The sequence below is a fragment of the Streptomyces sp. NPDC002328 genome, from assembly GCF_042890065.1.
Taxonomy (GTDB): Bacteria; Actinomycetota; Actinomycetes; order Streptomycetales; family Streptomycetaceae; genus Streptomyces.
On sequence record NZ_JBIARQ010000001.1, the window covers coordinates 871,355 to 889,321 of the forward strand.

General features: G+C 73.4%; 16 protein-coding genes. 6 read left to right on the forward strand and 10 right to left on the reverse strand.

What is annotated here, in order from left to right:
* Positions 1 to 10: 10 nt before the first annotated feature.
* The 3 genes from ACFYX4_RS03895 to ACFYX4_RS03905 all read right to left on the reverse strand — a co-directional run bounded on the left by ACFYX4_RS03895 (position 11) and on the right by ACFYX4_RS03905 (position 3,800).
* Positions 11 to 1,081, reverse strand: coding sequence for a PhoH family protein (locus tag ACFYX4_RS03895; protein WP_389325311.1), 1,071 nt, complete (start codon positions 1,079 to 1,081; stop codon positions 11 to 13).
* A 172-nt stretch (positions 1,082 to 1,253) separates the two neighbouring features.
* Positions 1,254 to 2,399, reverse strand: coding sequence for a carbohydrate kinase family protein (locus ACFYX4_RS03900; RefSeq protein WP_389325314.1), 1,146 nt, complete (start codon positions 2,397 to 2,399; stop codon positions 1,254 to 1,256).
* A 105-nt stretch (positions 2,400 to 2,504) separates the two neighbouring features.
* Positions 2,505 to 3,800, reverse strand: a complete 1,296-nt coding sequence (locus ACFYX4_RS03905) for a glucarate dehydratase family protein (protein ID WP_389325317.1) — start codon at positions 3,798 to 3,800, stop codon at positions 2,505 to 2,507.
* 148 nt (positions 3,801 to 3,948) lie between these two features.
* Here ACFYX4_RS03905 and ACFYX4_RS03910 point away from each other — a divergent pair, with 148 nt between their 5' ends.
* Together ACFYX4_RS03910 and ACFYX4_RS03915 are read left to right on the forward strand one after the other, a co-directional pair.
* Positions 3,949 to 4,731, forward strand: a complete 783-nt coding sequence (locus ACFYX4_RS03910; RefSeq protein WP_389325320.1) for an IclR family transcriptional regulator — start codon at positions 3,949 to 3,951, stop codon at positions 4,729 to 4,731.
* Between the two features lie 221 nt (positions 4,732 to 4,952).
* Positions 4,953 to 6,284: an MFS transporter gene (locus tag ACFYX4_RS03915; RefSeq protein WP_389325323.1), complete on the forward strand. Its 1,332-nt coding sequence runs from the start codon at positions 4,953 to 4,955 to the stop codon at positions 6,282 to 6,284.
* A gap of 107 nt (positions 6,285 to 6,391) precedes the next feature.
* Here the strand turns inward: ACFYX4_RS03915 and ACFYX4_RS03920 are convergent, their stop codons facing one another.
* The 4 genes from ACFYX4_RS03920 to ACFYX4_RS03935 all read right to left on the reverse strand — a co-directional run bounded on the left by ACFYX4_RS03920 (position 6,392) and on the right by ACFYX4_RS03935 (position 11,698).
* Entirely contained in the window at positions 6,392 to 8,995 is a 2,604-nt protein-coding gene (locus ACFYX4_RS03920) for an immunoglobulin I-set domain protein (RefSeq protein WP_389325326.1), read from the reverse strand.
* 123 nt (positions 8,996 to 9,118) lie between these two features.
* Positions 9,119 to 9,655, reverse strand: coding sequence for a hypothetical protein (locus ACFYX4_RS03925; protein WP_389325329.1), 537 nt, complete (start codon positions 9,653 to 9,655; stop codon positions 9,119 to 9,121).
* Between the two features lie 193 nt (positions 9,656 to 9,848).
* Positions 9,849 to 10,838 (reverse strand): HtaA domain-containing protein, encoded by a 990-nt coding sequence (locus ACFYX4_RS03930; RefSeq protein ID WP_389325332.1) that lies wholly within the window; start codon positions 10,836 to 10,838, stop codon positions 9,849 to 9,851.
* 50 nt (positions 10,839 to 10,888) lie between these two features.
* Positions 10,889 to 11,698 carry a hypothetical protein gene (locus ACFYX4_RS03935; protein ID WP_389325335.1) on the reverse strand — a complete coding sequence of 270 codons (810 nt, stop codon included), beginning with the start codon at positions 11,696 to 11,698 and terminating at the stop codon, positions 10,889 to 10,891.
* 85 nt (positions 11,699 to 11,783) lie between these two features.
* Between ACFYX4_RS03935 and ACFYX4_RS03940 the strand changes: the two genes are divergently transcribed.
* Positions 11,784 to 12,839: a hemin ABC transporter substrate-binding protein gene (locus ACFYX4_RS03940; protein ID WP_389325338.1), complete on the forward strand. Its 1,056-nt coding sequence runs from the start codon at positions 11,784 to 11,786 to the stop codon at positions 12,837 to 12,839.
* 62 nt (positions 12,840 to 12,901) lie between these two features.
* Here the strand turns inward: ACFYX4_RS03940 and ACFYX4_RS03945 are convergent, their stop codons facing one another.
* Genes ACFYX4_RS03945 through ACFYX4_RS03955 form a run of 3 tightly spaced genes read right to left on the reverse strand, consistent with a single transcriptional unit; the run spans position 12,902 to position 15,216 of the window.
* Positions 12,902 to 13,894, reverse strand: a complete 993-nt coding sequence (locus ACFYX4_RS03945; protein WP_389325341.1) for an adenosine deaminase — start codon at positions 13,892 to 13,894, stop codon at positions 12,902 to 12,904.
* A 20-nt stretch (positions 13,895 to 13,914) separates the two neighbouring features.
* Entirely contained in the window at positions 13,915 to 14,856 is a 942-nt protein-coding gene (locus tag ACFYX4_RS03950; protein WP_389325344.1) for a ribonuclease Z, read from the reverse strand.
* A gap of 6 nt (positions 14,857 to 14,862) precedes the next feature.
* Complete coding sequence (locus ACFYX4_RS03955; RefSeq protein WP_389325347.1) at positions 14,863 to 15,216, reverse strand: HIT domain-containing protein; 354 nt, start codon at positions 15,214 to 15,216, stop codon at positions 14,863 to 14,865.
* A gap of 215 nt (positions 15,217 to 15,431) precedes the next feature.
* On the opposite strand from ACFYX4_RS03955, the gene ACFYX4_RS03960 reads away from it, so the two are divergent.
* The 3 genes from ACFYX4_RS03960 (at position 15,432) to ACFYX4_RS03970 (ending at position 17,942) form a co-directional block, all read left to right on the forward strand.
* Positions 15,432 to 16,517, forward strand: coding sequence for a nitronate monooxygenase (locus tag ACFYX4_RS03960; protein WP_389325350.1), 1,086 nt, complete (start codon positions 15,432 to 15,434; stop codon positions 16,515 to 16,517).
* Entirely contained in the window at positions 16,514 to 17,272 is a 759-nt protein-coding gene (locus tag ACFYX4_RS03965) for a 16S rRNA (uracil(1498)-N(3))-methyltransferase (protein ID WP_389325353.1), read from the forward strand. The genes ACFYX4_RS03960 and ACFYX4_RS03965 overlap by 4 nt, the downstream gene beginning before the upstream one ends.
* Positions 17,273 to 17,393: 121 nt before the next feature.
* Positions 17,394 to 17,942 carry a hypothetical protein gene (locus ACFYX4_RS03970; protein WP_389325356.1) on the forward strand — a complete coding sequence of 183 codons (549 nt, stop codon included), beginning with the start codon at positions 17,394 to 17,396 and terminating at the stop codon, positions 17,940 to 17,942.
* Positions 17,943 to 17,967: the final 25 nt, after the last annotated feature.

The window sequence follows — 17,967 nt, forward strand, 5'->3', positions numbered from 1 at the left end:
CTGCGTCTGTCTACTTCCCCTTGTGCCCGGACTTCCCCCGGCCGCCCTTGTGCGCGCCGTTCTCCGTGCCGTGCGTGGTGTCGTACTTCTCGTACGCGTCGACGATACGGCCCACCAGCTTGTGCCGTACGACGTCCTGGGACGACAGTCGCGAGAAGTGGACGTCCTGGACGCCCTCCAGGATCTCCTGCACCTGACGCAGACCCGACTTCGTGCCGGAGGGCAGGTCGACCTGGGTCACGTCACCCGTGATCACGATCTTCGAGTCGAAGCCGAGGCGGGTGAGGAACATCTTCATCTGCTCGGGGCTCGTGTTCTGGGCCTCGTCCAGGATGATGAAGGCGTCGTTCAGGGTGCGGCCGCGCATGTACGCCAGGGGCGCCACCTCGATCGTCCCGGCGGCCATGAGCCTCGGGATGGAGTCGGGGTCGAGCATGTCGTGCAGCGCGTCGTAGAGCGGGCGCAAGTACGGGTCGATCTTCTCGTAGAGCGTGCCCGGCAGGAAGCCGAGGCGCTCTCCCGCCTCCACCGCGGGGCGGGTCAGGATGATGCGGTTGACCTGCTTGGACTGGAGGGCCTGGACCGCCTTCGCCATGGCCAGGTACGTCTTGCCGGTGCCGGCGGGGCCGATGCCGAAGACGATCGTGTGCTTGTCGATCGCGTCGACGTACCGCTTCTGGTTGAGGGTCTTGGGGCGGATGGTGCGACCGCGCGAGGACAGGATGTTCTGCGTCAGTACCTCGGCCGGGGTCTCCTGGCCGTCGCTCGTCCCGTTCTCACTCGCCCGCAGCATGGCGATCGAGCGTTCCACTGCGTCCTCCGTCATCGGCTGCCCGGTGCGGAGCACCAGCATCATCTCGTCGAACAGGCGCTGAATGAGGGCGACCTCAAGCGGGTCGCCCGTCGCGCTGATCTCATTGCCCCGGACGTGGATGTCGGCCGCCGGGAAAGCCGTCTCGATCACGCGCAGGAGGGAGTCGCCGGATCCCAGCACGGTCACCATGGGGTGCTGGGCGGGAACGGTGAACTGTGCTCTCGCCTTGCCCTGCGCGGGCGTCTGAGCTGTGGGTGTCTGAGTCATAGGCCGGCCCTAAGGCCTCTACGTCCTCCCGGATGCGTCTCGCCTGCCACGAGGGCGGCCTGGCGTGTTCCAGGGTACGCCAGGGGGCTGACAACGCCGAGGGCTTTTCGAACGGCCGCCCGGCCTCCGCTTTCCGCCGGCCGCCCTCCGGTTCGGCCCGGCCTCCCCCGCGTCAGGCCGAGCGGCGGAAGCCGATGGTGGGGACCGCGCGGCGGCGCGGCCACGGGGTGGGGTCCTGGGCGGGGACGAGGCCGGCGAGGAACTCGTAGCGGCGCAGGGCCTCGGGGGCCTGGCTCTCGACCGACTGGACCCTGCGCCACCAGGCGGCGATCTCCGACCAGCCGGGGGCGGAGAGCGATCCGCCGAACTCCTGGACGGAGAGGGCGGCGGTGAGCCCGGCGAAGGCGAGGCGGTCGGCGAGCGGCCAGTCGGCGAGGGTGCCGGTGACGAAGCCGGCCACGAACACGTCGCCCGCGCCGGTGGGGTCCAGGGCCTCCACGGCGATGGCCGGGACCTCGGCGCTCTCGCCCGTGCGCCGGTCCACGGCGTACGCGCCGTCCGCGCCGAGGGTGACGACGGCGAGCGGCACGTGCTCGGTGAGGGCGTGGGCGGCGGCGCGGGGGCAGGAGGTGCCGGTGTAGCGCATGGCCTCCTCGGCGTTCGGCAGGAACGCCTCGCAGTGCTTCAGGTCGGTGAGGCCGGCCAGGTCCCAGGCGCCGGTGTCGTCCCAGCCGACGTCGGCGAAGACGCGGGTGCCGGTGCTCGCGGCGCGGGCGATCCAGGGGGCGCTCCGGCCGGGGGTGAGGGAGGCGACGGCGGCGCGGGCCCGCGGCGGGGCGGCGGCGTCGCCGTCCTGGATCAGCACCTGCTCGGGGGGCGGTTCGTGGCCGTGGGAGACCATCGTGCGCTCGCCCTCGTAGGCCATGGAGACGGTGACCGGGGAGTGCCAGCCGGGGAAGGTGCGGGAGGGGGTGAGGTCGATGCCCTCGCCCTGTTCGAGCGCGTCCCAGCAGTACTCGCCGTAGTGGTCGTCGCCGAAGGCGGCGGCGAGGGACGTGCGCAGGCCGAGGCGGGCGAGGGCGGTGGCCATGTTGGCGACGCCGCCGGGGCTGGAGCCCATGCCGCGCGCCCAGGACTCGGTGCCGCGCACGGGGGCGGAGTCGAGGCCGGTGAAGATGATGTCCAGGAAGACGGTGCCGGTGAGATACACGTCCCAGGGCGGGTCGGCCGGGGTCCGCACGGCGGCCAGCGGGTCGACCTGGGCCTCGCGGTGGTGTCGGTGGTGTCCCTCTCCGGTGGACGCGGTGGACGCGGTCACGGTGCGCTCCCTGACGTGGTGCCGATCTGGCCAGTGTGCACCACACCGGGAGCGGGACGCGTCTACGCGCGCGGGACGGGTGTCACCACGCGCGCGGGGCGGGTGTCACCAGCGGGGGACCGGCGGGGTGGTCCAGGTGGGGTCGGCGGCGCGCATCGCCGCCGTGTCGTCGCGGTCGCGTAGCGTGCCGTCGTCCTCCAGCCAGCGGCGGTGGAGGAAGGCGAGGCGGTCGCGGTCCAGTTCGACGCCGAGGCCGGGGGCGTCGGACACGGTCACCCGGCCGTGCTCGAAGGTCAGGCGCTCGGTGAGGACGTCCTCGGACTGCCACGGGTAGTGGGAGTCGCAGGCGTGGTGGAGGTCGGGGACGGTGGCCGCGACCTGGGTCATGGCGGCGAGGCTGATGCCCAGGTGGGTGTTGGAGTGCATGGACACGCCGACGCCGAACGTCCGGCAGACGGCGGCGAGTTGCTGGGTGTTGCGCAGTCCGCCCCAGTAGTGGTGGTCGGAGAGCACCACCTGCACGGCCCCCTTGGCGAACGCCTCCGCGATCTCCGCGAACGTCGTCACGCACATGTTGGTGGCGAGCGGCACGTCGGTCCCGGCGGCGACCTCGGCCATGGCGGAGGTGCCGAGCGCGGGGTCCTCCAGGTACTCCAGCACGTCCCCGAGCTCCTCGGCGACTCTCAGTGAAGTGGCCACGCTCCAGGCCCCGTTGGGGTCGAGCCGCAGCGGGTGCCCGGGGAAGGCCGCGGCGAGCGCGCGCACGGCGGCGATCTCCTCGTCCGGCGGGAAGACGCCGCCCTTCAGCTTGAACGAGGTGAAGCCGTACCGCTCCTTGAACCGGCGGGCCTGCTCGACCACGCCCGCCGGGTCCACGGCGGCCCCCCAGTCGTCCTTCTCGCAGGCCACGCCCTCGGGGTGGTCGGCCCACTTGTAGAAGAGGTACGCGCTGTACTCGACGGCGTCACGGACCTTGCCGCCGAGCAGCGTGTGCACGGGCAGGCCGAGCGCCTTGCCGAGGGCGTCGAGACAGGCGACCTCGAACGCGGAGACGACGGACAGGCGCAGCTTGTCGGCGGTCTGCACCCCGCGCAGCCCGCCCACGTCGACCTGCCCCGAGACCCGGGAGTCGTCGACGGCCACCGCGCCCGTGAGCACGAACAGCCCGTTGTGGTCGCTGACCTGACGTCCGATCAGCTGATCGGCGAAGGGTCGGGCCAGTTCCAGGTACTTGGCGTCGCCGTAGGTCTCGCCGACGCCCGTGACCCCGTCGGCGGTCACCACCTCCACGATCAGCCGGGGGGTGTACGGCTGGTGCACGCCCTGGGTGTTCAGCAGCGGCGGGTCGGCGACGAGGATCGGGGTCAGCCGCACGTCCGTGATGGTGAGGTCCACGTCCATCTCCTGTCTGCCTGTCTACGTATGAAGATGAAGGTTAGGTAGGTGAACTTGTCGCGTCAACGGCGCCCCGCCCGCCGAGCGCCGCCGGACCGGCCCGCGCACCGCCGTCGGACCGGCCCGCGCACCGCCGTCGGACTACCATCGGCGCATGTCGGAGACAGGCGGCGTCCGCGAGGTGAAGTCCGCGGCGCGCACGGTCGAGCTGCTGGAGCTGCTCGCGGCGCGCGCGGACCGTCCGGCGCGGCTCCAGGAGCTGGCGGACGAGCTGGGCGTGCCCCGCAGTTCGATGTACGCGCTGCTCCAGACCCTGATCGGCCGGGGCTGGGTCCGCACGGACGTCACCGGCTCCCTCTACGGCATCGGCATCCACGCCCTGTTGACCGGCACCAGCTACCTCGACTCCGATCCGCGGGTCCGGCTGGTGCGGCCGTATCTCGACGAGGCGTCCGAGGCGCTGGGCGAGACGATCCACCTGGGCCGGCTGGACGGACGGGACGTGACCTATCTGGCGACCCGTGAGTCGCACGAGTACCTGCGCACGATCAGCCGGGTCGGCCGGCGACTGCCCGCGCACGTCGGCGCGCTGGGCAAGGCCCTGCTGGCCGAACGCCCCGACGCGGAACTGCCCGAGGGGCCCTTCGAGGCGCTCACGCCGAATTCGCACACGAGCCGCGGCCCGCTCCTCGCCGACCTCGCCGAGGTGCGGGCGCGCGGCTACTCCGTGGACCGCGAGGAGGGTGTGACCGGCATCGTCGGCTTCGGCCTCGCGCTGCGCTACGACACTCCCGCGCAGGACGCCATCAGCTGCTCGACGCCCGTCGCCCGGCTGACGCCGGCGCACGAGGCGCGGATCGTCGCGGTGTTGCGGGAGACCAGGGCGCGGATCGAGGCGACCGCGCCGAGGGCGACCGGGGCGGTCGACTGGCGGTAGGACCGGCGGTAGGGCTGGTTCCGGATCCCGGTTCACCCCTTGGGGCGCTCGCGTCTACCCGCCCCTCCCCTGCCCAAACCGAACGTGATCCACATCACGTGACCCTCGCTTCTGCCGGCAAGCGCGTGCTTGATACAAATTGCCCGCGCGTTCCTGTCCGTCGACGGTCGACGCCCAACCCCCCTTTTCGAGCCGCTTCTTTCGCACGCCCAGGAACGCCCGTGTTCGCCCCCCGCACCACTCCCTGGCCCCTCGTCGCCCTTTTCACGGCCGGGTACCTCGCCCCCTACCTGCTGCCGACCGTCGTCGGCCGCCTGGACGCGGGGCTCCCGCTGTCCGCGACCGAGGCCGGAGCCGTCGGCAGCGCCCTGCTGCTGAGTTCGGCGTCGGCCGGTTTCGCCCTCGCCTCCCGCGTCGAGCGGATCGGCGCGCGCACCCTGGCCCGGCTCGGGCTGCTGCTCGCCGTGCTCGGCTACGGCGGGGCCGCCCTCGCCTGGAGCGTGCCGGCGGTGATCGCGGGCGCGGTCCTCGGCGGGTTCGGCTCCGGCACCGCCACGACGGTCGCCGCCACCCGGATCGCCGCCCAGCCCGACCCGCACCGGGCCTCCACGCTCGGCCTGCTGGGCGTCTCCGCCCTGGCCGGGGCCGTCTACCTGACGGTCCCGCACCTCGGCCCCGGGCACGGGCAGCCGCTGGCGGCGATCGCGCTCACCGCCCTCGCCGTATGGCCGACGACCGGCCGCCTCCCGGGGCGCACCGCCGCGCCGCGGGTCCGGCAGGACGCCACCGCCTCCCGTCTGCCGCATCTGCGCTCGGGGCTGGTGCTGGCCGCCGCGATGCCGTGCTGGTCGCTCGTGCAGAACTCCCTGTGGGGGGTCAGCGGGCGGATCGGCCTGACGCAGGCTCATCTCACCGAGGCCACCGTCGGCGTGGTGTTCGCGGTGGCGCTGGGCGCGGGACTGCTGGGCGTGCTCGGCGCGGGCGCGCTCGGGCCGCGGCTCGGGCGGGCCGCGCCGATCGGCGGCGGGACCGTGCTGATCGCCGGATGCATCGTGGTGAGCGCGTCCGCGACCGGCCTCGGGAGCTTCGCGGCCGGTGAGATCGCCTGGAACACGCTGTACCCGATCGTGCTGTCGTACCTGATAGGGCTGGCCGCCTCGCTCGATCCGCGCGGCCGTTGGGCGGTGCTCGTCGGCTCGGCGTCCTCGCTGGGGACGGCGGCGGGTCCGCTGACCGGGAGCGTGCTGTCGGCGCAGGCCGGGTTCCCCGCGATGGGGCTGATCCTGGGCGCGGGTCTGCTGGTCGTCGCCGTCCCGATGACCGCCGTCGCCCTGCACACGGGCGGACGTCCGCTGCTGCCGGGCGCGGTGCGGCGGCGCGGCGGCACGCCGGCGGCCGTGGTCGCCGCGGCCACCGGCACGCCGAACGGCTCGGTGCCGTGGGTCGGCGCTCCCGAGCAGCCGGTCGTGGACATCGCCCTGGACACCCCGGTCGCGCCCGACCGGGACGCGTACGACACGGCGGGGCCCCGCCGGGCGGCGGCCGGGGACTGAGACACCCCGCTCACGCTCACCCCGCTCACCCCGCTCACCCCGCTCAAGCGTCGGCCCCGGTACGGAGTTTCCGTACCGGGGCCGTCGTGCTGCCGCGAGCGATGCGGCTACCGGCCGGTGCGGGCCGCCTGGGCGCGGCGGCGGACGTACCAGCCCGCGGCCGTGAGCAGGAGGGCCGCGCCGGCGGCCGTGCCGACCGTCGCGCCGGTGGAGGCGAGGCTGCCGCCGGACGAGCCGGTGGCGGAGGTGCCGCCGGTCGTGCCGGAGCCGCCCGTGACACCGCCGGTCGAGCCGCCGGTCGTCGAACCGCCGGTGGCCGAGCCGCCGGAGGAGCCGCCGGTCGAGCCGCTCGTCGAACCGCCGGTGGTGCCGCCCGTGGTGCCGTCGTCCGTGTCCACCGGGTCCTGGCCGACGAAGCTGACCGGGACCTTGACGTCCTGGGAGCGGTCGCCGGAGAGGGTGTGGTCGGCGCGGGTGGCGAGCACGCACTTGGCCTTGAAGCAGTCGGTGTACTGGTCCTTGGCGTCGAGGGTCAGCTCGACCGAGAAGGTGCCGCCGGCCCCGTACGGGGTGGCCAACTCCTGCCCGTAGTCCGGCGGGTTGGAGGAGATCCAGGCCGAACTGTGCGAGCCGCCGGACATGTCGACGCCGCCGATGCACGGAGTGGGCAGCTGCCCCGCGCCGTTGTCGACGCACAGGGCGACGTAGATGCCCTTCTTCACGTCGTAGCCGGAGCCGGTGATCTTCACCTTCTGGTCCTCGGTGGCGAGGCCGTTGACCGGGGTGACGGTGAGCTTCTGGCCGCTCGCGCCGGTGCCGGTCTTGGTGCCGGAGGGGCCGGAGGGGGTCTCACCGCCGTTGCCGCCGTCGGTCCCGCCGTCGGTGCCGCCGTCGGACGCCTTCACGGTGAGGGTGATCGGGGCGGTGCGGGTGGTGCCCACGGTGTTCTTGAACTCCGCGCGGTACTCGTGACCGTCGTGCACCGCCTTCGCGTCGAAGGTGTACGCGTTCTTCGTCGCGCCCTCGATCTTCGTCCAGTTGTACCCGCCGTCGGTGCTGACGCTCCAGCTCACCGTGGGCGCCGGGGTGCCCTCGGCCGCCGCGACGAAGGTGACCTCGTCACCCGGGGCGACGGTCCGGTCGGTGGGGGCCTGGGTCACCTTCGGGGACGTGTGCAGGTCGATCTTGACGACCTGGTACGCCGTGTAGTCGGTGACGTACACGGACGTCGCGCCCGGGGTGACGGCGATGCCCGCGTAGGTGCTCGACTCGTTGCCCGCCAGGGTGACCGGTGGGGCCGCCTGCCGGAAGGTCGCGCTGTCCAGGATCTCCAGGGAGCCGTCGTCGTCGTCCGCCGCGCTGCCGGCGATGTCCCCGCGCAGCACGAAGGCCCGCCCGGTGGTCTTGTCGAAGGCCGCCGCCACGGGCCGGTCCGTGCCGGTCAGCGTGGTCAGCTCCTTGCCGTCCTTGTCGCGGACGAGCACGGAGGTGCTGCCGCCCAGCCAGACGTTGCCGGTCGCCGGGTCCGTCTCGACGAAGTAGTAGCTGTCGTCGGGGATCTGGTTCGTGGCGGTCACCTGGAAGGTGGCGGTGTCCACCCGGCGCAGCACCTTCTTGCCCTCGGCGGTGCCGATGGACCAGGCCGCGTTCCGGGCGGCGTCCACGCCGAGCTGGTTGCCGCCCTCCAGCGCGGCCGTCTTCTTCACGGCGCCGGTGGCGAGGTCGACGCGGCGCAGTTCGGGGCCGGCCGCGACCAGCACGGAGGAGGTGTCGGCGTCCTGTTCGAAGCCGGTGAACGTCGCACCGGTGTACCAGTGGCCCTTGACGGCGGCGTCGCCGTCCTTGGCGGTGCCCAGGCCGCGCAGCGGGTAGTGCAGGAGCACGCCGTCGCCGGCGAGCGGGGCGGCGATCTCGCGGACCGCGACGTTGGCGAGCACCGCGCCGTTCAGCCCGGGGGCCTGGGTGACGTAGCTGCGGACCTTGCCGTCCTGGGGATCCACGGCGTAGAGGCCCTGCTCCCTGACGTCGGCGGTGTCGGGGATGTTGTCCGAACCGACGTACAGCTTCCCGGAGTCGGGGTGCAGCAGCAGGTCCAGGGGGCGGCCGACGCCGGTGAACGCGGCGGACCGGACGTAGCTGACGGTGCCGGGCGGCACGTCCACGCCGTCGCCCCCGCCGTCGCCGCCACCGGTGTCCTGGCCCTTCCAGGTGACGGGCACGCGCACGTCCTGGGAGCGGTCGCCGGAGTTGCGGTGGTCGACGCGGGTGACGACCGAGCAGGCGTACCGCAGACAGTCGATGTTCGCGTCCTTCGCCGGCACCTTGATCTCGACGTCGAAGGTGCCGCCCGCGCCCCAGTTGAGGGTGAGGGGGCCGTCGTACACGTCGCCCACGGGGACGATCCAGTGCGAGGCGTTGCCGTGGCCCTCCAGGTTGACGCCGCCGATGCAGGGGGTCGGCAGCTTGCCGTCGCCGTTGTCCCGGCACACGGCCACGTAGACGGCCTTGGAGGTGTCGTAGCCCGCGCCGGTGACCCGGAGCGTCTCGCCGGCGGGGTCCAGGTTCGCGGTGGCGGAGACGGTGAGCTTCTGGCCGTCCTTGCCGAGGGCGGTCTTCGGGGTGTCGGCGGCCTGGGCGGCCGGGCCTGCGGCGACGGACGCGGTCATGAGGGCGGCGGCCCCGAGGAGCGCCGCCAGGCGTCTGAGGTGCATGGAGAGTTCCTCACTCGTCCGGTTGGGGCCCGGCCTGATGGATGGGTCCGCTGTCGGTGGTGCCGGAACGGGCCGGCCGGGTGGCGGCCGGCCCGCGGATCAGTCAGTCGGTGCCACGCGCGCTCAGTTGAACTCGATCGGGACGTGCACGTCGTACTTGCGGTCGTTGGTGTCGAAGTGGTCGGCCCGGGTGACGATGGCGCAGTCGACGTTCACGCCGCAGACGTTGCCGCTCCCGAGGTCGGGGTTGACGTAGATGTTCACGTTGAACGTGCCGCCGGCGCCGAACTTGGAGCTGTTGGCGAAGAGGCCGCCGAAGACGTTGTTGACCCAGTGCGAGGCGCCGGTGGAGCCGGACTCGTCCTGGCCGCCGAGGCAGGGGGTCGGCTTGTTCGCGCCGGGCTCGCCGTCGACCACACACAGGCCGACGTAGATGCCCTGGCCGGTGTTGTAGCCGGAGCCGGTGACGTTGACGACCTGGCCGGCGGAGGAGGCCGTGCCCGGGGCGGTCACCGACAGGTTGTAGGTGGTGGCGCCGTCGACGATCGTGCGGGTCGAGGTGGCGGCGGAGGCGGAGGTGGCCAGGCCCAGGGTGAGGGCGGCGGAGGCGACGGCGGCGATGCCGGCGCGGGCGGCGGTGCGGGCGGTGGGGACTCTCATGGCTGGAAGACCTCTCTTCTCAGTGAGTTCGACTCGAACTTAGGTAAGGCAAACCTAAATACGATCTTCGGCCGTTTGTCAACGGAGGGCAAAGAACCCCAACTCCGTTGCGAGCGAGGGCTTTTCGGGCACGCCGAGGAGCGGACCGCGCGGTCCGCTCCTCGCTGCGTGTGCAACGACGTCACCACGCCCGTCAGTTCGAGGCCTCGACCCCGAACTGGGCACTGACCGCCGCCGGTTCACCGCTCACCGCGGTCAGCTCCACGGTGTGCTCGCCCTCGAAGGCGGTGGCGTACACCGGGAAGCGCTGGGCGATCCGGCCGTCGGCGTCGGCCACGGCCTGATAACGGGTGTCGCCGTCGATCGCGACGAGCACGACCGCGCCGGGCGCGAACCCCGCGCCGGTGACGGCCTGTTCACCGCCGGGCGCGAGCGCCTGAAGCTCCACGGCGGCGGTCGGCGCGGCGGATCCGGCGGACTGCGCGTCCGCGCCGGACCCGGCGGAGCCGCTCTGCTGGGCCCCCTGCGGCTGCCCGCCGCCCGGGGACGGCTGCGGCGACCCGGACTCCTGCGGAGCCGCCGGCTGTCCCGCCCCCGTGCCGACGGTCACGTCGAGCACGCCCAGCCCGTCGCCCGCGGCGAACGGGTCGCCGCTCCACGCGGACAGCAGCGCCGCCCCCTCGGCGGTGAGCGAGGCCCGCAGCCCCGCCCAGGTCACGCCGCCCGTCCGGACGACGGGGCCCGCGCCGGACAAGGCCACCTCGGCCAGGGCCAGTTCACCGCTCCGGCCGCCCGCGGCGGTACGGGCGTACAGCGCGCCCTCGTCGCCGTCCAGCTCCAGTCGCAGCCCGCTGAGCAGCAACGGCCGCGCCGCCGCCCCCGTCAGACGGGCCGCGCCGCCCAACTCCACGTCGGCCGCGCCTGTTTCGGGGTCGGCCGCGCCGCCGTCGGCCGGGAACCAGGCCCGTTCGCCGGCCGATCGCACGGCGGGCGCGGTGACGTCGAGCGAGACGCCCCGGCCGGTCAGCTCGCCGTCGGCCGTGGCCCAGCTCGCGTAGCCTCCGGACACCTCCCGCGGCAGCGGTTTCCCCGCGGGGGCGCCCTCGACGGCCACCGCGGTCGGGCAGCACAGCGCGAACAGGGCACCGGCCGCCAGGGCCGCGGCGCCGGGTCTCTTGCCCATCTTCGGTTCTCCCTTTGGAATATGAGGTTATGTCAGCCGTTCCGGCCGGGTCAGCTCACCTGCGAGGTTCCGGTACGGCGTCGGCGCGCCCAGTACCAGGCGCCGGTCCCGGCCGCGACCAGTCCGGCGGCGGTGAGCCCGAGGGGCAGCGCGAGGTCGGATCCGGTGCCGGCCATGGAGCCGTCGGCGGCCGTGCCGGAGCTCTTCGTGGCTCCGGTGCCGCCGCCGGTGCCGCTGCCGCCGGTCGTGCTCGCCGGGGCGGTCGCGCTCGGCGTCGCCGACGCGCCGGCGCCGGCGCTGGAGCCGCTCTGCGCGCCCCCGGTCCCGAACGTCACCGGGACGCGGACCGTCTGGCTCTGGTCGCCGCCCCGGGTGTGGTCGTTGCGGGTGATGACGGCGCACTTCACACCGGCGGCGGTGCAGTCGGTGTTGGCGTCCTTGGCGCGCACCTTGATCTGGACGCTGAAGGTGCCCTGGCGTCCGCTGCCGCCGTAGGGCTTCGCCAGTCCCGTGCCGTAGGAGGGCGGGTTGGACGACACCCACACCGACGCGCCCGACTCGCCGGACATGTCGACGCCGCCGACGCAGGGCGTGGGCGTCTTGCCGGCGCCGTTGTCGACGCAGAAGGCGACGTAGATGCCCTTCTCCGTGTTGTAACCGGAGCCGGTCACGGTCACCGTCTCGCCCGCCGCGGCCAGCCCCGTGGTCTTGGAGACGGTGAGTTTCTGGCCCTCCGGGCCCGTCGCCGAGCCACCCGCCGCGATCGCCGGCGAGGCCGCCGGGAGCAGCAGGACGGCCGCCGAGGCCACCGCGAGAGAAGAGCCAACTACGTGACCGCGCAGGCCACTTGGCGATGCCATGAAACACCCCCACCACGGGAAACTAAGGAAAGGCTAACCTAAACTATTCTCCAAATCTCTGCCATGCGAGTGAAAGGGAAAGCCGATGCGCGTATCCGGAAGGAGGCCGTCCGGCAGACGCCTCGCCGCCCTCGGCCTGGCCCTCGCACTGCTCACGGGGGCCTGCGGAGGAAGCGGCACGGCGACCGGCGGCTCCACGGACCCGTCCGCGAAATCGGGTAACTCCGCGAGCGCGCGGGCCGCGGCGGCGGAGAATCAGCTCGCGAAGAACTCGATCGTCCCGCTCGACGGCGAACCGCCCGCCCCTGAACTGCCCGTCACCGTCGCCTCCTCGGACGGCAGCCGGGTCACGGTGAAGGACGCCTCACGCATCCTCCCGCTCAACGGGGGCGTGGCGGAGATCGTGTTCACGCTCGGGCTCGGCGACCGGGTCGTGGGCAAGGACATCACGGCCACGTTCGCGGAGGCGAAGAACCTCCCCCAGGTGACCAAGGCGCACGACGTGAGCGCGGAGAGCGTGCTGTCGCTGCGGCCGACGGTCGTGCTCGCCGACACCGACACCGGCCCCAAGGAGGCCGTGCAGCAGATCCGGGACGCCGGCATCCCCGTCGTCGTCCTCGACCCGGCGACGAAACTGTCCGACGTCACCGCCCGCACCACCCGCATCGCCGAGGCGCTCGGCGTGCCCGAGGCCGGCAAGGCGCTGAACAAGCGCATGAGCGACGACATCGCGGCGGCCCGCGCCGGCGTCCCCGAGGGCAGCAAGCCCAAGGTCGCCTTCCTCTACATGCGCGGCAGCGCGGCCGTCTACCTGATCGGCGGCAAGGGATCGGGCGCCGACTCGCTGCTGGACGCGGCGGGCGCGGTCGACGCGGGCACGGCGGCCGCCCTGGACAAGCCGTTCACCCCGATCACCACCGAGGCGCTGGCCCAGGCTCAGCCCGACGTCATCCTGATGATGACCAAGGGCCTGGAGTCGGTCGGCGGCCTCGACGGCCTGCTCCAGATCCCCGGCATCGCCCAGACCCCGGCCGGCATGAACCGCAGGATCGTCGACATGGAGGACGGCGTCCTCCTCGGCTTCGGCCCGCGCACACCGCTCGTCATCGACATCCTGGTGGACCGCGTCCACCGCACCTGACGCACGCCGCGTCCACCGGAACTGACGCACGCCGGGGCCACCGGACCCGACGCGCGCGGCCGTCAGGAGAACTCGTAGGCCTCCACCTCGGCCAGGTACCGCGCCCGCAGCTCCTCGTCGTCCTCCAGGAAGGAGGCGACGAAGGAGTTGCGGGCCAGCTCGCGCAGCCGCTCCTCGTCCAGGCCCAGCGTGCGCCGCACGGCGTCGAAGTTGTCGCCGGCGTAACCGCCGAAATAGGCGGGGTCGTCGGAGTTGACCGTGCAGAGCAGCCCGGCGTCCAGCATCGCGGGCAGCGGATGGTCGGCGAGGGTGTCGACGGCGCGCAGCCGGACGTTGGACAGCGGGCACAGCGTCAGCGGGATCCGCTCCCGCACCAGCCGCGCCACCAGCTCCGGGTCCTCCATGCAGCGCAGCCCGTGGTCGACGCGCTCGACGCCCAGCACGTCCAGCGCCTCGACGATGTACGCCGGCGGCCCCTCCTCCCCCGCGTGCGCGACCCGCCGCAGACCCAGCGCAGCGGCGGCCTCGTACACCTCGCGGAACTTGACCGGCGGATGCCCCACTTCCGCCGAGTCCAGCCCGACGCCGGTGATCCGGTCCAGGTAGGGCTTGGCCGCCTCCAGCGTGGCGAGGGCCGACTCGGCGGACTCGTCGCGCAGGAAGCACAGGATCAGCCGGGTGGAGACCCCGTGCCGCTCCTCGCTGCGGCCCAGCGCCCGCCACAGCCCCTCGACGACCGTGCCCATCGGCACCCCCCGGTCGACATGGGCCTGCGGGTCGAAGAAGATCTCCGCGTGCCGCACGCCCTGCGCGGCGGCCCGCGCGAGATAGGCGTCCGCGAGGTCCTCGAAGTCCCGCTCGGTGCGCAGGACGGCCATCAGCTCGTAGTACAGGTTCAGGAAGGACTGGAGGTCCTCGAACCGGTACGCCTCACGCAGCGCGTCGGTGTCCGCGTACGGCAGGGCGACGCCGTTGCGGGCGGCCAGCTCGAAAGCCAGCTCGGGCTCCAGGGTGCCTTCGATGTGCAGGTGCAGTTCAGCCTTGGGGAGGGACATCAAAGCATCGTACGGGTGCTTTACCGCCGTTTCGGAACCGGCACTCGCAGCAGATCGTGCGCCACGGTCAGCTCCCCCTCGAAGCCAGCCGCCCGCGCCTGCCGTTCGAACTCTCCCCCACTCTCGGCTTCGCTCGAGCGGGAGGTACCCCCAGGTTCGGGGTAGCGCTGGCTGAAGTGGGTGAGGACGAGATGCCGCACCCCGGCGTCCCGCGCGACCCGCGCTGCCTGACCTGCCGTCAGATGCCCGTGTTCGATGGCCAGTTCCCGGTCCTCGTCCAGGAACGTCGACTCGATCACCAGCATGTCGCAGCCCTCCGCCAGCGCGTGCACGCCGTCGCACAGCCGGGTGTCCATCACGAACGCGAACCGCTGCCCGCGCCGCACCTCGCTGACATCCTCCAGGGTGACGCCGCCGAGGGCCCCCTCCCGCTGGATCCGGCCCACGTCCGGGCCCCGGACGCCGTGCGCGGCGAGCAGCTCGGGCAGCATGCGGCGGCCGTCGGGCTCGACCAGCCGGTAGCCGTAGGACTCGACGGGATGGGAGAGCCTGCGCGCTTCGAGCGTGTACGAGGGCGCCGTCGCCAGGGGCCCGTCCGCGTCGACCGGGGCCTCGGTGACGCCGACGGTCTCGCGGTAGGCGGTGGCGTACCGGAGCCGGTCGAAGAAGCGCTGGCCGGAGCGCGGGTAGTGGGCGGTGACCGGGTGCGGCACCTTGTCGAGGTTGACGCGCTGGATGACCCCGGCGAGGCCGAGGGAGTGGTCGCCGTGGAAGTGGGTGACGCAGATCCGGTTCAGGTCGTGGGCGGCGACGCCGGCGCGCACCATCTGGCGCTGGGTGCCCTCGCCGGGGTCGAAGAGGAGGCCTTCGCCGTCCCAGCGCAGGAAGTAGCCGTTGTGGTTGCGGTGCCGGGTCGGCACCTGGCTGGCGGTGCCGAGGACGACCAACTCGCGTGCGGACACGGCGGGTTACCCGGGGGGCCAGTGCAGGCCGCGGCCGCCGAGGACGTGCGCGTGGGCGTGCCAGACGGTCTGTCCGGCACCGCTGCCGGTGTTGAGGACGGTGCGGTAGCTGTCCAGCTTCTCGTGGTCGGCGACGGCCTGCGTCTCGCGCAGGACGTCCGCGGCGAGCTGCGGGGCCTCGGCGGCGAGGGCGGCGGCGTCGACGTGGTGCGCCTTGGGGATCACCAGGATGTGGGTGGGCGCCTGGGGGTTGATGTCCCGGAAGGCGAGGGTGGTCTCCGTCTCGCGCACGATGGTCGCCGGGACGTGGCCCGCGACGATCTTGCAGAACAGGCAGTCGTCCTGCGGTTCCCCTGCCATGCGGGTCTCCTTCTCGCGCCGGTGATCTCTGTGGGGGCATGGTATCGAGCGACGCCCGGTCGCGGGCGCAGGCGGACTTCGCCTCGAACGCCGGACGGGCTGAATCACCTCACCCTTGTTCCCAACCGATCGGGTGGTGGGTGGGCGCAGGGCGGGGGTCCGGGGGCGGAGCCCCCAGGGCGGGCGCGGGGGCGTGGACGTGGCACCATGCGGGCATGTGCTCCGCGCTGACCGATCTCCTTCGACATCCGATCGTGCAGGCCCCCATGGCCGGCGGCGTCTCCGTTCCCCGGCTCGCCGCCGCCGTGTCCGAGGCCGGGGGGCTCGGCTTCCTCGCCGGCGGGTACAAGACCGCCGACGGCATGTACCGGGAGATCAAGCAGCTGCGGGGCCTCACCTCGCGCCCCTTCGGCGTGAACCTCTTCATGCCGCAGCCGGAGTACGCGGAGACCGGCGCCGTCGAGGTGTACGCCCATCAGCTCGCCGGTGAGGCCGCCTGGTACTCGACGGAGCTCGGGGACCCGGACAGCGGCCGGGACGACGGCTACGACGCCAAGCTCGCGGTGCTGCTGGACAAGCCGGTGGCGGCGGTGTCGTTCCACTTCGGCGTGCCCAGCGGGCAGGTGCTGGAGTCGCTGCGCCGTGCGGGGACGTTCACGCTGGTCACCGCGACGACCGCCGAGGAGGCGCGGGCCGTGGAGCGGGCCGGCGCGGACGCGGTGATCGTGCAGGGCGTGGAGGCCGGCGGCCACCAGGGCACCCACCGGGACGTCCCCGAGAACGACGGCTCCGGCATCGGGCTGCTGTCGCTGATCGCCCAGGCCCGTGAGGCCGTCGGGCTGCCGCTCGTCGCCGCCGGCGGCATCATGCGCGGCAGCCAGATAGCGGCCGTCCTCGCGGCCGGGGCGAGCGCGGCCCAGCTGGGCACCGCGTTCCTGCCCACGCCGGAGTCGGGCGCGGCGTCAGCGCACAAGGAGGCGCTGACGAACCCGCTGTTCGTGCGCACGCAGCTGACGCGGGCGTTCTCCGGCCGTCCGGCCCGCGGGCTGGTCAACCGTTTCCTGCGCGAGCACGGCCCCTACGCGCCCGCCGCCTACCCGGAGGTGCACCACCTCACCAGCCCGCTGCGCAAGGCGGCGGCCGAGGCGGGCGACGCGCAGGGCCTGGCGCTGTGGGCGGGACAGGGCCACCGGATGGCGCGAGAGCTGCCGGCCGGGGAGCTGGTGGAGGTACTGGCGGCCGAGACCGACGCGGCGTGGACCGTGTCGTCGGCCGACGCCGAAGGAGGTGCGGAGCGATGACGGCTCCGGTGTTCGTGCTCGACCCGCTGAGGATCCCGGATTTCAGCGGCGGGGAGATCGTCCTCGACGGACCGGAGGGACGGCACGCCGTCTCCGTGAAGCGGCTGCGGCCCGGCGAGGACGTCGTCCTCACCGACGGGCGGGGGCGCTGGACGGAGGGCGTCGTCAAGGCCGCCGAGGGCAAGGACCGGCTGGTCGTCACGGGCCTGGAGAGCTACCGGGAGGAGCCCCCGGAGCAGCCCCGGATCACGGTCGTGCAGGCCCTCCCCAAGGGCGACCGGGGCGAGCTGGCCGTGGAGACGATGACCGAGACCGGCGTCGACGCGATCGTCCCGTGGGCCGCCTCCCGCTGCATCACGCAGTGGAAGGGCGACCGGGGTCTGAAGGCGCTGGCGAAGTGGCGGGCCACCGCCCGCGAGGCCGGCAAGCAGTCCCGCCGGGTGCGCTTCCCTGAGGTCTCGGACGCGGCGACCACCAAGCAGGTGGCGGCACTTCTGGCCGGCGCCGACTTCGCCGCCGTCCTCCACTCGGACTTCGAGCACGGCAGCGAGCCCCTCGCCACCGCCGAACTCCCCTCCGAGGGAGACATCGTGCTCGTCATCGGTCCCGAAGGCGGCGTGTCCGACGAGGAGTTGGCGCTGTTCAAGGAGGCGGGCGCGAAGGCGTACGTGCTGGGCCGCAGCGTGCTGCGCACGTCGACCGCCGGCACCGCGGCCACCGCCCTGCTCCTCGGCCGCACCGGACGCTGGTCCTGACGCCCCCGCGGACGGCCGCGGAACTCCCCCGGCTCCGGACGGTGTCGCGCGGCTGACGACGGCGCGCGCGTCGCCGTACGCGCCCTACCGCGACCGTCCGGGCGGTGGCAGTCTGCTGTGCATGGGGGCTTGGAGAAGACGTAGGCGGATCCGGCCGCGCGGGACGCGTGCGGCCGTGGTGGCGGGGCTCGCGGTCGTGGCCGCGGGCGGGCTCGTGGCGTGCGATCCGGGCGGGCTCAGCGCCGCGTCCGTGGCGTACACGACCGACGAGGCGGCGACGGCGGAGCTTCAGCGCCGTGACACGAAGGTGCGGTGGCTGACCTGCACCGCCGACTACGGCAAGGGCCGCGCCTCAGGAGGCGAGCAGACCGTCGCCTCGGTCACCTGCGAGGGCCAGACCGACGACGGGCAGGACATCGACGTCACCGGCACGGTCACGCGCGCCGTCGACGGCTCCTGTGTGCGCGGGGACCTGAGGGCGCAGGTGGGCGGCAAGCAGCTCTTCCGGGTGAGCGGGCTCGGGGACTGCAAGTCGGCCACGCCGTCGGCGCTGGAACCGCCCCCCTCGGGCAAGCCGGCGGAACCGGGACGGCCCACGGTCACCGTGACCGTCACCAAGACCGTCTGGTGCCCGCCGGACGTCCGCTGCGGCCCCGTCCAGGGCAAGTGAGCGGCGCGGCAGACGAGGAGCGGTG

Coding starts and splice junctions, on each gene's coding strand:
- ACFYX4_RS03895 (WP_389325311.1), bottom strand. CDS start 1,081: ATGACTCAGACACCCACAGCTCAGACGCCCGCGCAGGGCAAGGCGAGA.
- ACFYX4_RS03905 (WP_389325317.1), bottom strand. CDS start 3,800: ATGGACGTGGACCTCACCATCACGGACGTGCGGCTGACCCCGATCCTC.
- ACFYX4_RS03910 (WP_389325320.1), top strand. CDS start 3,949: ATGTCGGAGACAGGCGGCGTCCGCGAGGTGAAGTCCGCGGCGCGCACG.
- ACFYX4_RS03920 (WP_389325326.1), bottom strand. CDS start 8,995: ATGCACCTCAGACGCCTGGCGGCGCTCCTCGGGGCCGCCGCCCTCATG.
- ACFYX4_RS03925 (WP_389325329.1), bottom strand. CDS start 9,655: ATGAGAGTCCCCACCGCCCGCACCGCCGCCCGCGCCGGCATCGCCGCC.
- ACFYX4_RS03930 (WP_389325332.1), bottom strand. CDS start 10,838: ATGGGCAAGAGACCCGGCGCCGCGGCCCTGGCGGCCGGTGCCCTGTTC.
- ACFYX4_RS03935 (WP_389325335.1), bottom strand. CDS start 11,698: ATGGCATCGCCAAGTGGCCTGCGCGGTCACGTAGTTGGCTCTTCTCTC.
- ACFYX4_RS03940 (WP_389325338.1), top strand. CDS start 11,784: ATGCGCGTATCCGGAAGGAGGCCGTCCGGCAGACGCCTCGCCGCCCTC.
- ACFYX4_RS03945 (WP_389325341.1), bottom strand. CDS start 13,894: ATGTCCCTCCCCAAGGCTGAACTGCACCTGCACATCGAAGGCACCCTG.
- ACFYX4_RS03955 (WP_389325347.1), bottom strand. CDS start 15,216: ATGGCAGGGGAACCGCAGGACGACTGCCTGTTCTGCAAGATCGTCGCG.
- ACFYX4_RS03960 (WP_389325350.1), top strand. CDS start 15,432: ATGTGCTCCGCGCTGACCGATCTCCTTCGACATCCGATCGTGCAGGCC.
- ACFYX4_RS03965 (WP_389325353.1), top strand. CDS start 16,514: ATGACGGCTCCGGTGTTCGTGCTCGACCCGCTGAGGATCCCGGATTTC.
- ACFYX4_RS03970 (WP_389325356.1), top strand. CDS start 17,394: ATGGGGGCTTGGAGAAGACGTAGGCGGATCCGGCCGCGCGGGACGCGT.